The 12,688-nt window shown below is 41.7% G+C and carries 11 protein-coding genes; 5 read left to right on the forward strand and 6 right to left on the reverse strand.

The window, feature by feature from the left end; translation table 11 throughout:
* Positions 1–2: 2 nt before the first annotated feature.
* From ACGHVY_RS07840 to ileS, 4 genes are all read right to left on the reverse strand, one after another.
* A complete protein-coding gene (locus ACGHVY_RS07840; RefSeq protein WP_308746884.1) occupies positions 3–1,079 on the reverse strand; it encodes a DUF4296 domain-containing protein in 1,077 nt (358 codons plus the stop codon).
* Positions 1,072–1,725 (reverse strand): lipoprotein signal peptidase, encoded by a 654-nt coding sequence (locus ACGHVY_RS07845; RefSeq protein ID WP_390598235.1) that lies wholly within the window; start codon positions 1,723–1,725, stop codon positions 1,072–1,074. The genes ACGHVY_RS07840 and ACGHVY_RS07845 overlap by 8 nt, the downstream gene beginning before the upstream one ends.
* Before the next feature lie 98 nt (positions 1,726–1,823).
* Entirely contained in the window at positions 1,824–2,204 is a 381-nt protein-coding gene (locus ACGHVY_RS07850; protein ID WP_065538645.1) for a TraR/DksA C4-type zinc finger protein, read from the reverse strand.
* Between the two features lie 35 nt (positions 2,205–2,239).
* Complete coding sequence (ileS, locus tag ACGHVY_RS07855; RefSeq protein ID WP_390598237.1) at positions 2,240–5,728, reverse strand: isoleucine--tRNA ligase; 3,489 nt, start codon at positions 5,726–5,728, stop codon at positions 2,240–2,242.
* Between the two features lie 212 nt (positions 5,729–5,940).
* On the opposite strand from ileS, the gene ACGHVY_RS07860 reads away from it, so the two are divergent.
* The 5 genes from ACGHVY_RS07860 (at position 5,941) to ACGHVY_RS07880 (ending at position 9,076) form a co-directional block, all read left to right on the forward strand.
* Complete coding sequence (locus ACGHVY_RS07860) at positions 5,941–6,990, forward strand: DUF2776 domain-containing protein (RefSeq protein ID WP_308746882.1); 1,050 nt, start codon at positions 5,941–5,943, stop codon at positions 6,988–6,990.
* 316 nt (positions 6,991–7,306) lie between these two features.
* Entirely contained in the window at positions 7,307–7,546 is a 240-nt protein-coding gene (locus ACGHVY_RS07865; RefSeq protein WP_390598239.1) for a DUF3791 domain-containing protein, read from the forward strand.
* Entirely contained in the window at positions 7,543–8,034 is a 492-nt protein-coding gene (locus ACGHVY_RS07870; RefSeq protein ID WP_390598241.1) for a DUF3990 domain-containing protein, read from the forward strand. The genes ACGHVY_RS07865 and ACGHVY_RS07870 overlap by 4 nt, the downstream gene beginning before the upstream one ends.
* On the forward strand, positions 8,009–8,257 hold the full coding sequence (locus ACGHVY_RS07875) for a hypothetical protein (protein ID WP_135999800.1): 249 nt from the start codon (positions 8,009–8,011) through the stop codon (positions 8,255–8,257). The genes ACGHVY_RS07870 and ACGHVY_RS07875 overlap by 26 nt, the downstream gene beginning before the upstream one ends.
* A gap of 342 nt (positions 8,258–8,599) precedes the next feature.
* Entirely contained in the window at positions 8,600–9,076 is a 477-nt protein-coding gene (locus ACGHVY_RS07880; RefSeq protein WP_390598242.1) for a hypothetical protein, read from the forward strand.
* 719 nt (positions 9,077–9,795) lie between these two features.
* Here ACGHVY_RS07880 and xylE read toward each other — a convergent pair.
* Both xylE and xylA read right to left on the reverse strand, forming a co-directional pair.
* Positions 9,796–11,250 (reverse strand): D-xylose transporter XylE, encoded by a 1,455-nt coding sequence (gene xylE, locus ACGHVY_RS07885; protein WP_390598243.1) that lies wholly within the window; start codon positions 11,248–11,250, stop codon positions 9,796–9,798.
* A 107-nt stretch (positions 11,251–11,357) separates the two neighbouring features.
* Positions 11,358–12,674 carry a xylose isomerase gene (gene xylA / locus ACGHVY_RS07890; protein ID WP_308745271.1) on the reverse strand — a complete coding sequence of 439 codons (1,317 nt, stop codon included), beginning with the start codon at positions 12,672–12,674 and terminating at the stop codon, positions 11,358–11,360.
* Positions 12,675–12,688 lie beyond the last annotated feature (14 nt).

The following is a 12,688-nucleotide window of genomic DNA, read 5'->3' on the forward strand; positions in this document are numbered from 1 at the left end:
AACTAGCGAGGTTGATTTCTTTGCTGCTGCCGCTTACGTTGGTTCATCTGCCGCTCTCTTCTTTGTTCCAGTCTTTCCTGTTGGATATGCTGCTCAACTTCAATCTGTTCCGGTCTCTTCTCACGGTGAGTTCCCGTACGGCGGCGGTTCATTTCTTCCGGTGTCAGACGTTGGATATCCTCTTTATTTTCTTCTACCACTTTATGCAAAGAATCAGCTTTTTCCTTATCAGAAAGCTTCTTAAGAGAATCCACACGCAAGGCTTCTATCTTGTTCAGCGAATCGCGGACTGCAAAAGCAAGTGTATCTGTACAATGATAACGGGTCATCATAAAACGATCGGCCAGTAGTGCCCCCGCCTTCTCCTTATTTCCCACAGGATAATAAATGAATCCTCTTATCTCCTTCATCTGCCCCAATGTATCTGCAAACAAGCGTATCTGCCGAACACCCGGTTCGGTCACTGTTTCCCAATGATTGACAGTATCTTTCTCGTATATCACCTGCATTGCCATGGTAACAGACCTTAAAGAATCGGCAAGCATCGGTTTGAGGAAGTTATAACGCACTTCCCACACCAATGTATCCCGGTCTTTGTAATTAGAGTCGGTCGGCAAAGCAAATACATACTGATTATTCATCATTTCACCGGTCAGCCGCACCATGCGTTGCCACGGCCAAACGTCGATACTGTCACCGGATTTTGTCATCTTCGGCTTCTTGTCACGTTTGGCAATCAGGTCACCGACAAGTTCCTGCTCGTCTTTCAAACGTTTCCGCACCTTATCATAAATTTTCGACAGTACTTCTGTGTTACGTGTGTACCAGACCATAGATGAGTCGAACGCAGCTTGTGTAGTCCCATGCTTCTTGAAAACAGCATCGATATACAACGCTTTCTTATAGTTTTCGCTATAAGGCAGATTGTCTCCCATGGATCTTGCCAGATGATAATCATATAGCAGATTCTCCATCTTCGATTCCGAAATTACATCATTAGGTCTTTTCACTTTACATCCGGCTACTGCAAACGCAAGCATACAGACAAGACACAGATGAAACCGAAATTTATTATTCATGATTCGCACTTTCCTTTTTATCTTTATCCAATGAATGATAGGACTCATTCAGATATCTACTATAAAAGAGCAACAAAGCAATGATACCGCAACTAATGGCGGCATCCGCAAAATTAAAGATCGGGCTGAAGAATATAAAATGTTCCCCACCTACAAATGGCATCCACGTAGGCCAGTTCGTATCTATAATCGGAAAGTAAAACATATCCACCACTTTACCGTAAAACCAGGTGGAATATCCCCCACCCTCAGGCATAAACGTTGCAATCTGGGAATGTGTGCTTTCATTGAAAATAACTCCATAGAAAACACTGTCTATAATATTTCCCAATGCACCGGTCAGGATCAAAGCCACACAAACAATGTATCCGGTTTTAAAGCCTTTCTTCACTATTTTATAGAGATACCAGCCTATCAATGCCACTGCAACAATACGGAATGTGGTCAGGAATAATTTTCCGAAGATTTCCATACCGAAAGCCATACCGTTGTTTTCGGTGAAATAAATATAAAACCAGTCTGTCACACGATTACTTTGGTGCCAGTACATATGAGTCTTAATCCAGATTTTAATGACCTGGTCGATAATCAATACGGAAAAGATAACGAGAAGGGCAATTCTCCCCTTCGTGAATAGTTTCTTCATGTGTTCATTATAAATTAAGCATAACGAGCTACAAGTGCCGTGCGTAAACTTTGCGCAGCTACTTGTAGCTCGTCACTCGTAGCTTGTGTAGCTATCTATTATTTTTTACCACTGTTTTTTGCCTCAATACTCAAAGTGGCATGAGGAACAGCACGCAGACGCTCCGCCGGAATCAATTTACCGGTTTCACGGCAGATACCATACGTCTTGTTCTCGATACGTATCAAAGCTGCCTGCAACCCCTGGATAAACTTCAACTGGCGTTGTGCCAGGCGGGTTGTTTCTTCCTTGGAAAGCGTATTCGCTCCTTCTTCCAGCACCTTATATGTAGGAGATGTATCATCGGTATCATTACCATCCAATCCCATCAAACTCTTCTTCAACTGTTCATAGTCACGTTGCGCCAATTCCAGTTTCTCCATAATGATGGCACGGAATTCTTCAAGTTCCGCATCTGAGTATCTAGTCTTTTCTGCCATAATCTTACAATTTTAAGAGGTTAATCAATATAGTATTAGTCTTTTATCACATTCACGAACAGTGAGAAATCGTCAAAGCTAAGCTCTGTACCGTCTTTCACTTCATCAACAAGTTCCAAAGATGTGCCTAAAACCTGGTTACAAATATAAGTATTATATTCTTTTACCGCATCATCTGTTTGCGTATTTTTCGAGATTGTTATTTTTATTTTGTCTGTTATCTCGAAACCGCTTGATTTACGTATATTTTGAATACGGTTCACCAATTCACGGGCAATACCCTCACGACGCAATTCTTCGGTAACGGTAACCTCAAGTGCCACAGTCAACTTACCTTCATTGGCAACCAGCCATCCCGGAATATCTTCACTGAAAATTTCTACATCCGTCGCTTCGATGACCGCTTCCGCTCCATCCAGGTTCAACGTATATTTTCCGTTCTTTTCGAGTTCGGCGATTGCTTCCTGCGACATATCCGCAACAGCGGCAGCCACCGCCTTCATCTGTTTTCCAAACTTCGGACCGAGCTTCTTAAAGTCACATTTTACTTTCTTCACCAATACACCGGCAGCACCGTCAACAAAATTGACTTCTTTGACATTGACTTCATTCATAATCAAGTTCTTCACAGCTTCGATATGAGCTTTCTGCTCTTCATCTACCACCGGAACCATGATACACTGTAGTGGTTGGCGAACCTTGATATTCACTTTACGGCGCAATGCCAGTACCATAGAGGTCACATCCTGTGCCATCTGCATACGGGCTTCCAATTCCTTGTCTATCATCTCTTCCTGACATTCCGGGAATTTAGCCAGATGGACGGAAACCACATTATCACGTCCTGTTGCGGTAATCAAATCCGTATATAACCGGTCTGCATAGAACGGTGATATAGGAGACATCAATTTGGCAACTGTTTCGAGACAGGTGTACAGTGTCTGGTATGCAGACAATTTATCTTGTGTAAATTCACCGCCCCAAAAACGTTTACGATTCAGGCGAACATACCAGTTAGACAAATTATCATTCACAAAGTCGGAAATCAAACGACCTGCCTTTGTCGGTTCATATTCATTATAGCAAGTATCTACCTCTTTAATCAATGTATTCAGCACGGACAATATCCAACGGTCGATTTCCGGGCGTTCCGCCATCGGCACGTCAGCTTCCTTATATTCGAACCCGTCTACATTGGCATAAAGCGCGAAGAACGAATAGGTATTATATAAAGTACCGAAGAACTTACGGCGAACTTCTTCCACTCCTTCCACATCGAACTTCAAGTTATCCCACGGAGAAGAGTTAGTTATCATATACCAGCGCAACGGATCGGAACCGTACTTCTCAATCGTAGTGAACGGATCGACAGCGTTGTTCAAGCGCTTGGACATTTTATTACCGTTTTTGTCAAGCACCAGTCCGTTAGAAATAACAGCCTTGTATGACACACTGTCAAATACCATGGTAGCGATAGCGTGCAGCGTAAAGAACCATCCGCGTGTCTGGTCTACCCCTTCTGCGATAAAGTCGGCCGGGTATACCTGGCGATTATCCAGCAGTTCCTTATTCTCAAACGGATAATGAATCTGTGCATAAGGCATAGCACCCGAATCGAACCAAACATCGATCAAGTCAGATTCACGCTTCATCGGCTGACCGTCTTTCGATACCAATATAATATCGTCTACATAAGGACGGTGAAGGTCAATCTTATCATAGTTCTCCTCGGTATATTCGCACGGAACAAAACCTTTGTCTTTGTACGGGTTGGATTTCATAAATCCGGCAGCTACCGATTTTTCTATTTCATTATAAAGTTCTTCTACAGACTCGATACACTTTTCATCTGTATTATCTTCCGTGCGCCAAATTGGTAACGGAGTACCCCAATAACGGGAACGGCTCAGGTTCCAGTCATTCAGATTTTCCAACCACTTGCCAAAACGACCTGTTCCGGTAGATTCCGGTTTCCAGTTGATAGTCTTGTTCAGTTCCATCATCCGTTCCTTGCAAGCCGTAGAACGGATAAACCAGCTATCCAACGGATAGTAAAGTACCGGTTTGTCTGTACGCCAGCAATGCGGATAGTTGTGGACATGTTTCTCTATTTTGAAAGCCTTGTTGTCTGCTTTCATCATCATGGCAATGACAATATCCAGAGATTCGGCAGCCTGTGCAGCTTTCTCATCGTATTTGCCATCTACCATAAATTGAGGATCATAGGCATTTTTCACCCATGCGCCCTGATAGTCCTTATATTTGTCTACATCCACACATTCTTTGACGAAAGTCTCATCCAGTTCATCCAACAGATAGAATTTACCTGTCAGGTCTACCATCGGACGAGTCTCACCTTTCTTATTAATCATAAACAGTGACGGTATTCCTGCTGCACGCGCCACATTCGCGTCGTCCGCACCAAATGTCGGTGCAATGTGAACGATACCCGTACCATCTTCTGTAGTCACATAATCACCCGGTATTACACGGAAGGCTTTATCACTGGCTTTCCAAGTACCGTCTTCGGATACTTCAACCGGTTTCACCCAAGGAATCAGTTGCTCGTATTCCATACCAATCAGGTCGGTACCTTTATATTCGGCAATAACCTTGAATGGCACAAGTTTATCTCCGGCCTTGTAATCTTCCAGCTTCAGATCTGCCGCTTTCGGATTGAAGAGAGTACTCAATAAAGCCTTTGCCAAAACAACTGTAATCGGTTCTCCGGTATAAGCATTATAAGACTGTACGGCAACATAATCAATTTTCGGTCCTACACAAAGAGCCGTATTTGAAGGCAACGTCCACGGAGTGGTTGTCCATGCTATAAAATATGGAGTTCCCCACTCTGTCATTTCCGGTTTGGGGTTCTTCATCTTAAACTGGGCAACGGCTGTTGTATCCTTTACATCCCGATAACAACCCGGCTGGTTCAACTCGTGCGAGCTCAAACCTGTTCCGGCAGCCGGAGAATACGGCTGAATAGTATATCCTTTGTATAACAGTCCTTTTTTATGCAATTGTTTCAGCAACCACCACAATGTTTCAATATAGCGGTTGTCGTATGTGATATAAGGATGCTTCATATCCACCCAATATCCCATCCGGTGAGTCAGGTCTTCCCACTCTCTGGTGTATTTCATCACGTCCTTGCGGCAAGCGGCATTATAATCGGCAACAGAGATTTTCTTACCAATATCTTCCTTTGTGATACCTAATGCTTTTTCCACACTCAGTTCCACAGGCAGTCCGTGCGTATCCCATCCGGCTTTACGCTTCACCTGATAACCTTTCATCGTTTTGTAACGGCAGAAAATATCCTTAATCGTACGAGCCATTACATGGTGAATACCCGGCATACCGTTAGCCGAGGGTGGTCCTTCGAAAAACACAAACGAAGGGCAGCCATCACGTTCTGTCATACTCTTGGCGAAAACCTGGTTTTCGTCCCATTTCTTCAGCACATCTTTGTTCACCTGTGAAAGGTCAAACTGCGAATACTCAGTAAATCTCTTACTCATAGCTGTATCTACGATTTTACTATTTACAATTTACACTTTGAGGGGTATCCCCGTTTTTAAGGGTGCAAATTTACAAAAACATTTGTTTAGTTGAGCAAAAAGCAATGACTTTTAATCAGAATCATATGAAGTTAATGATTATAAACGGCTTATAGCCTAAACAAAACGGATATATCCTTGTTGTAGTGAAAAAACTAAAAGCACTTAACTTTATGAATTACGGTATTAGTATTTTATTCAGAGCAATCCCTTTGGCGATGGCACTTTTTTGCTTCGGATACGGGGCATTCATTTATGGTTACGGAGATGCAGGCAGCCGTGTTGTAGCAGGCCCTGTCGTATTTTCATTAGGTATGATATGTATTGCGCTGTTTTGTACGGCAGCCACCATTATCCGGCAAATCATACATACTTATAACCAGACGGCGAAATATGTTTTGCCCATCATAGGATATTTGGCAGCTACAATTACCATTATCAGTGGTATCTATATTTTCAGTAATGCCACTTCCACTTCTGCCTTCGTCGCAGGTCATGTGATTACAGGGGTAGGATTTATCACTACTTGTGTAGCTACTGCCGCCACTTCTTCCACTCGTTTTTCTTTGATTCCGGGCAATTCAAAAACGACAGGATATGAAGTTCCACAGGGAGCGTTCTCTGTAGGGCAAAGACGGGTATTAGTAATTATTGCAACCATTATTTCCCTTATCGCATGGATATGGGCTTTTATCTTATTAAGCAACAGCCATTCCCATCCCGCTTATTTTGTAGCAGGTCATGTAATGGTAGGTCTTGCATGTATTTGTACCAGTCTGATTGCGTTGGTAGCTACTATCGCACGTCAAATACGTAATGAATACCAGGAGAAGGAACGAAGCAAATGGCCGAAACTGGTGCTACTAATGGGCTCAATCTCTTTTATATGGGGAATATTTGTAATTTTCGCAGATTCAGGTAGCGCAAATGGTACCACGGGATATATTATGCTTGGCCTCGGTCTGGTTTGTTACAGCATTTCCAGCAAAGTAATCCTGTTAGCCAAAATATGGAGACAGGAATTTAAACTGGCCAACCGTATCCCCATGATTCCGATATTGACGGCATTAGCCTGCTTGTTTCTAGCTGCTTTCGTGTTTGAAGTTGCAACGGTACATGCTGATTATTTTATTCCGGCACGTGTTTTAACAGGATTAGGAGCAATCTGTTTCACCCTGTTTTCTATCGTTAGCATATTGGAAAGCGGTACTTCTTCGAGGTAAAAATATAGCGTCACTATGTGCCCCGGATAGTGACGCTATCCTAAGCATATAGTGACGCCATCGTGACAGGATAGCGTCACTATTTTTATTTCTTCAATCTGACCTCGTAGACATCGTTCCAGCGGTCTTCAAAATAAAAAAGCATTATACTTAAATCTTGAATCACATAGAAAAAACAGACCTACCTATATTGGATAATCTGCCATTTTTTTTGTTTTATGAAGTAATACTTCTATATTTGTGTATGCATAGAACTTATGCCAAGCATAGGAATACGTAAACAAAATAAAGTAGAATTTGCACAAATGGTAACAATATGGAACAACTTATAGAATTATCACCAACTGAAATTAAATTAGCTTTCGTTGCTTCTTGCATTGAAGGAACTGCACGTCGGCTCGGCAAATCCTATCAAGAAATATACGCTCGAATGAAGTCCGTAGGGATGATAGCAAATTATATTTTACCTAATTATGAAGTACTTCATACCGAAAGTCGTGAACATGTGACAGATAACATGATAGAGTGTTTAACTACATGGGAGAGTAGAAAATGAAAATAACTGTATATCATGGCGGAACAGAAGTAGTTATTAATCCCATCTGTGGTTTCGGATGCAAAAACCTTGATTTCGGACAGGGATTCTATGTTACAAACATTAAAGAGCAAGCCTTCAAATGGGCTATAGCTATATCGGCCAAGAGACAGGCTAAAGCATTAATTAACATGTATCAATTAGACCGTGACACGATTCTGAAAGAAGGACGCTGCAAAATATTTAAAGCCTACGATGCCGAATGGCTGGATTTTATAGTAAACAGCCGAAAAGGATTGAATCCGGCAGCTAATTACGATTATATCGAAGGCGGTGTAGCTAACGACCGTGTTATTGATACTGTAAATTTGTATATGACAGGATTGATGAGTGCAGATGTAGCTTTGCAACGTCTCGCTATGCATCAACCGAATAATCAAATTTGTCTGTTAAACCAAAAGTTAATTGATAAATACCTTAGTTATGATGGAACAGAATCTGCAGAATGACCCCGTAAAATCCCCTGTTATCCAAGAAATGATATTAAGTAACCGGATTGGCTGCATATCAGCCGAACTGGCAAAACGGCTGAATATTGCTCCCGAAAGAGCATTGGAATTATTTTATGAAAGTAAAACCTGCGCAGACTTACATAATAAAAATACAGGTCTCTATTTGTATGGCAATCTCTATATAGCTGATGAGTTTATAAGAGAACATGAATATAGATAAGATTTACATATAATTATATTTACAACCTTCCATAACAATATGTATTTCAGAAACAACTATTGCACTTTAACACCACACAATTTTCACACAGATTCTTGTGCTATTTAATTTGTGACTTCCGAAAATTATTGTAATTTTGCAACGCATAACATTTTATTCACAGAAGCAGTGAACCTGCTTCAACTCCAGTAGCAGGCATTTTTATGCCTGTTGCTGTCGTAGATACGCGGTTTCGTACCCCCGTGGGGAACGTTAATGCGTCCCCAGCTTCTGTGGAGTGTTATGCAACGGGAAAGGCGGAACCGTTTTTTTATTCCCGCCTATTTAAAAAACCGTTGTATCATGCATGAAGAACAAAGCAATGCACCTGTAAAAGTTGTTCGAAACAATCGGCAGGAAGCAGACTCTCCCAATCCGGAAGAAAAAGAGAAACTAAAACAGTTTTATTTAGCCCAATCACGTCGACTATGCCCTACCGTATCAGTCAATCGTTCGGAATCACAGCGCCTAGCGGCGTTACACCACAAAATCAAGCATTTCATCAAGGCGTTAACCAACCTCGACCGTCCATGGGAAAATGGAATGCCGGAGATGCAAAAGGCTTGTCTACATTTCCTGGCTTTACAAAATTCACCTCGTGCAGAATGCCAAAAGATATTTGAAGAATGGACGAAATGGTCGGACTTCCTGATAGCAGCTTCCTGCTATCGTGGTTTCGTCAGTCAAATATTGCAGGACTATCATCGCCAATTACATGACTTGGAAAAACTCTTGGGCGGCAAACCTACTGAATTAGTGGAGAATACCTCTGACCGTTAATACAGATTTGGTATCCATTCAATTATCCCGCTTTTTGTCACATAGCCTCAACAGACATAAAGCGGGAATTTGGGTAAAATTTTCTACATAGTGAAAAAGCATCTATCATACTTATACCACCAAAACAGGGCATCTATCATTAATAAAATCTCCGAATAAAGGCCGGACAGGCATAAAATAGCTTGTTTTTGTCGCAATGAACCTGTATAAATCCGGTCATTATACCTTAATAATCCAACTTTAATAGCGACAAGTTTATAGTCCACATATGTGTGATATATAGCCTGCATACGTGGGCTGTATGGTTTACATATGCGGGCTGTACAGCCTACATATGTGGGCTATAAAAAGACTACTATTCCAAATAGATTATTGAACTGTAAAATATGGGTTATCTTACTATAAAGTATGTATCCTTACGCCTTTAAATGGATATTCCCACCTGATACTAGACTAAAACAGATACGGTATAAGTATGATAGATACTTAATTTTTATGATAAAAGAATGATAGATACCTTTTTATGAACATATCTATCATACTTATTTTTCTGATAATAAAGATAATACAAAAATGAATGATAGTATGATAGATGTTTTTTCTCATTATGTAATACAAATGATTATGACACCATACCATTGGCATGATGTCATAATCTTGATAGAATCGTGCTGTCACACTGAAGCCCTGACGACACGATGAAATTACACTAACCTAATTTACTTATTTTTCTTCCAAAGCTTGCTCATATCTTCCAGTGTCTTGCCTTTCGTTTCGGGCACCCAACGCCAAACGAAGATTGCGGCAGCTACACAGATAATTCCATAAAGGCTATATGCGAACATCGGACTGAAATCGTACAATGCCGGAAAAGTGGAAGATATAATATAATTAAATATCCATTGGAAAGCTACAGCGATGGCAACTGCCTTGCCACGAATTGTATTCGGGAAGATTTCTGAAATCAATACCCAGCAAATCGGTCCCCATGACATCATAAAGAATGCGGCATATACGATAACCGAAACTACCGGGAAGATTCCCTTTATAGCCATGCTATCACACATTGCTACTGCAAATGCTCCTACTGCCATACCGATAGAACCGATAATCAATAGCGGTTTACGTCCGAAGCGGTCTACTGTAAAGATAGCAACCAATGTGAAGATGATGTTTACGATACCCATAATAACCGTTTGCATCATACCGCCACCTTCTGCGCCTGCATTTTCAAAAATGCGCGGAGCATAGTAAAGTACCGCATTAATGCCGATAGCCTGTTGGAATACGGAAAGAAGAATACCGATAACAATTACTGCCACTCCATAAGTAAAGAGTTTTTCTGTCTTTTCGTGGGCGGTAGCTTTGATATCATTAAGGATTTCCTGAGCTTTTGCTTTGCCATTAATTTTTTCCAAAATAGAAAAGGCTTTTTCTTCCTGTTGTACCAACACCAAATAACGGGGAGTTTTCGGCACGAAGAACAATAACAAACCAAAAAATGCAGCAGGAAAAGCTTCCGAACCAAACATATAGCGCCATCCTTCTTGTACAGTCCACATATCAGACTCGGAGCTTACCGATAAGACTCCGGCAGCATCTTTCAAGATGATAGGATTCTGATGGTCACCCATAATCAGGTAATTCACAAAGTACACCACCAGCATACCGAAGATAATGGCAAACTGGTTGCACGAAACAAGAGTTCCGCGAATATTGGAAGGGGCTATTTCCGCGATATACATCGGACAAACGGCAGATGCCAGCCCGACACCGATACCGCCTAAGACACGATACAGATTAAATGCAATCAGCAAGTCCATATTCGGCTTTCCGTATTCGAAAAACAAGACTTCAGGATAATAAGAACCTAATGCTGAAAGGAAAAAGAGTATGGCGGCAAGCCTCAACGAATTACGACGCCCCAGACGGGATGCGAATATGCCGGAGAGCGCACCACCAAGTACGCAACCTATCAATGCACTGGAAGAAGTGATTCCATGCATTACTTTGTTATATTGGAAATCGGAAGCCGAAAGGAAAAAAGCTTCCAAGCCTTTTTCTGCGCCGGAGATCACTGCCGTGTCGTAGCCGAAAAGCAGTCCCCCCAGGATAGCAACGGATGTGATGGAATACAAATAGAGTTTGCTTCCTTCGTTCGTTGTATTATTCATAGTTTTTATAAATTGGATAAGTAGTGTGTAGTAGTTGGATTAGATACAAAAGAAGGTGATAAAGCAGCAGTCCAACCACTGCTTTACCACCTTAATGTTAGATTCAATTAGCAATACATATTCAGAATTGCTTCATAAAGTTCTTGTTTACCGCTAGTCTGCTTCGGTTCACCGTTTGCTTTAGCATAAGCAACCACATCTTCCAAAGACAACTTGCCGTCTTCAAATTCCTTACCTTTACCGCCATCAAATGAAGCGTAACGGTCAGCTAGCATTTTCTTGTATGGAGATTCGTTCAACAGAGCTGCTGCACTTTCCAATGCACGCGCCATGGCGTCCATACCTGCAATGTGAGCGATGAAGATATCTTCCAAGTCGGTAGAGTTACGACGAGTCTTAGCATCGAAGTTTGTTCCACCGTTGCCCAATCCACCGTTGCGGATAATCTGCATCATAGCCTGAGTCAGTTCGTAGTTGTCAATCGGGAACTGGTCTGTATCCCAACCATTCTGATAGTCACCACGGTTAGCGTCGATAGACCCCAACATACCATTGTCTACTGCTACTGCCAGTTCGTGTTCGAAAGTATGACCTGCCAAAGTTGCATGGTTTACTTCAATATTCACTTTGAAATCTTTATCCAGACCATGAGCTTTCAAGAAGCCGATTACGGTTTCTGTGTCTACGTCATACTGATGTTTAGTCGGTTCCATCGGTTTCGGTTCAATCAGGAAAGTACCTTTGAAACCACGGGCACGGGCATAGTCGCGAGCGATAGTCAGCATTTGAGCGAGATGTTCTTTTTCACGTTTCTGGTCAGTGTTCAAAAGAGACATATAACCTTCACGTCCACCCCAAAACACATAATTCTGACCACCAAGTTCGATAGTAGCGTCAATAGCATTCTTAATCTGAACGGCAGCACGGGCTACAACGTCAAAATCAGGATTAGTAGCAGCACCGTTCATATAACGCGCATGACCGAATACATTGGCAGTACCCCATAACAGTTTGATACCTGTTTCAGCTTGTTTCTGCTTTGCGTAAGCTACGATTTCTTTCAGGTTGGCTTCGTATTCTTCAATGCTTGTACCTTCGGATACCAAGTCTACATCATGGAAACAGTAGTATTCGATACCCATTTTCTGCATGAATTCGAAACCTGCATCCATTTTATCTTTAGCAGCCTGAATAGCGTCTGCATTGCTATTCCAAGGGAATTGTTTTGTTCCGCCACCGAATTGGTCGCCGCCTTCTGCACACAACGTATGCCACCATGCCATAGAGAACCTCAACCAATCTTTCATCTTCTTACCGTTAATTACCTTTTCAGCATCGTAGTAACGGAATGCCATCGGGTTCTTACTATCTTTACCTTCGAACTTAATCTTTTCAATTCCCGGGAAAAATTCTTTTGTTGCCATAATTCTTTTTATTT

The sequence above is a fragment of the Bacteroides sp. f07 genome, from assembly GCF_042854785.1.
Taxonomy (GTDB): Bacteria; Bacteroidota; Bacteroidia; order Bacteroidales; family Bacteroidaceae; genus Bacteroides.

Coding starts and splice junctions, on each gene's coding strand:
- ACGHVY_RS07840 (WP_308746884.1), bottom strand. CDS start 1,079: ATGAATAATAAATTTCGGTTTCATCTGTGTCTTGTCTGTATGCTTGCG.
- ACGHVY_RS07845 (WP_390598235.1), bottom strand. CDS start 1,725: ATGAAGAAACTATTCACGAAGGGGAGAATTGCCCTTCTCGTTATCTTT.
- ACGHVY_RS07850 (WP_065538645.1), bottom strand. CDS start 2,204: ATGGCAGAAAAGACTAGATACTCAGATGCGGAACTTGAAGAATTCCGT.
- ileS (WP_390598237.1), bottom strand. CDS start 5,728: ATGAGTAAGAGATTTACTGAGTATTCGCAGTTTGACCTTTCACAGGTG.
- ACGHVY_RS07860 (WP_308746882.1), top strand. CDS start 5,941: ATGAATTACGGTATTAGTATTTTATTCAGAGCAATCCCTTTGGCGATG.
- ACGHVY_RS07865 (WP_390598239.1), top strand. CDS start 7,307: ATGGAACAACTTATAGAATTATCACCAACTGAAATTAAATTAGCTTTC.
- ACGHVY_RS07870 (WP_390598241.1), top strand. CDS start 7,543: ATGAAAATAACTGTATATCATGGCGGAACAGAAGTAGTTATTAATCCC.
- ACGHVY_RS07875 (WP_135999800.1), top strand. CDS start 8,009: ATGATGGAACAGAATCTGCAGAATGACCCCGTAAAATCCCCTGTTATC.
- ACGHVY_RS07880 (WP_390598242.1), top strand. CDS start 8,600: ATGCATGAAGAACAAAGCAATGCACCTGTAAAAGTTGTTCGAAACAAT.
- xylE (WP_390598243.1), bottom strand. CDS start 11,250: ATGAATAATACAACGAACGAAGGAAGCAAACTCTATTTGTATTCCATC.
- xylA (WP_308745271.1), bottom strand. CDS start 12,674: ATGGCAACAAAAGAATTTTTCCCGGGAATTGAAAAGATTAAGTTCGAA.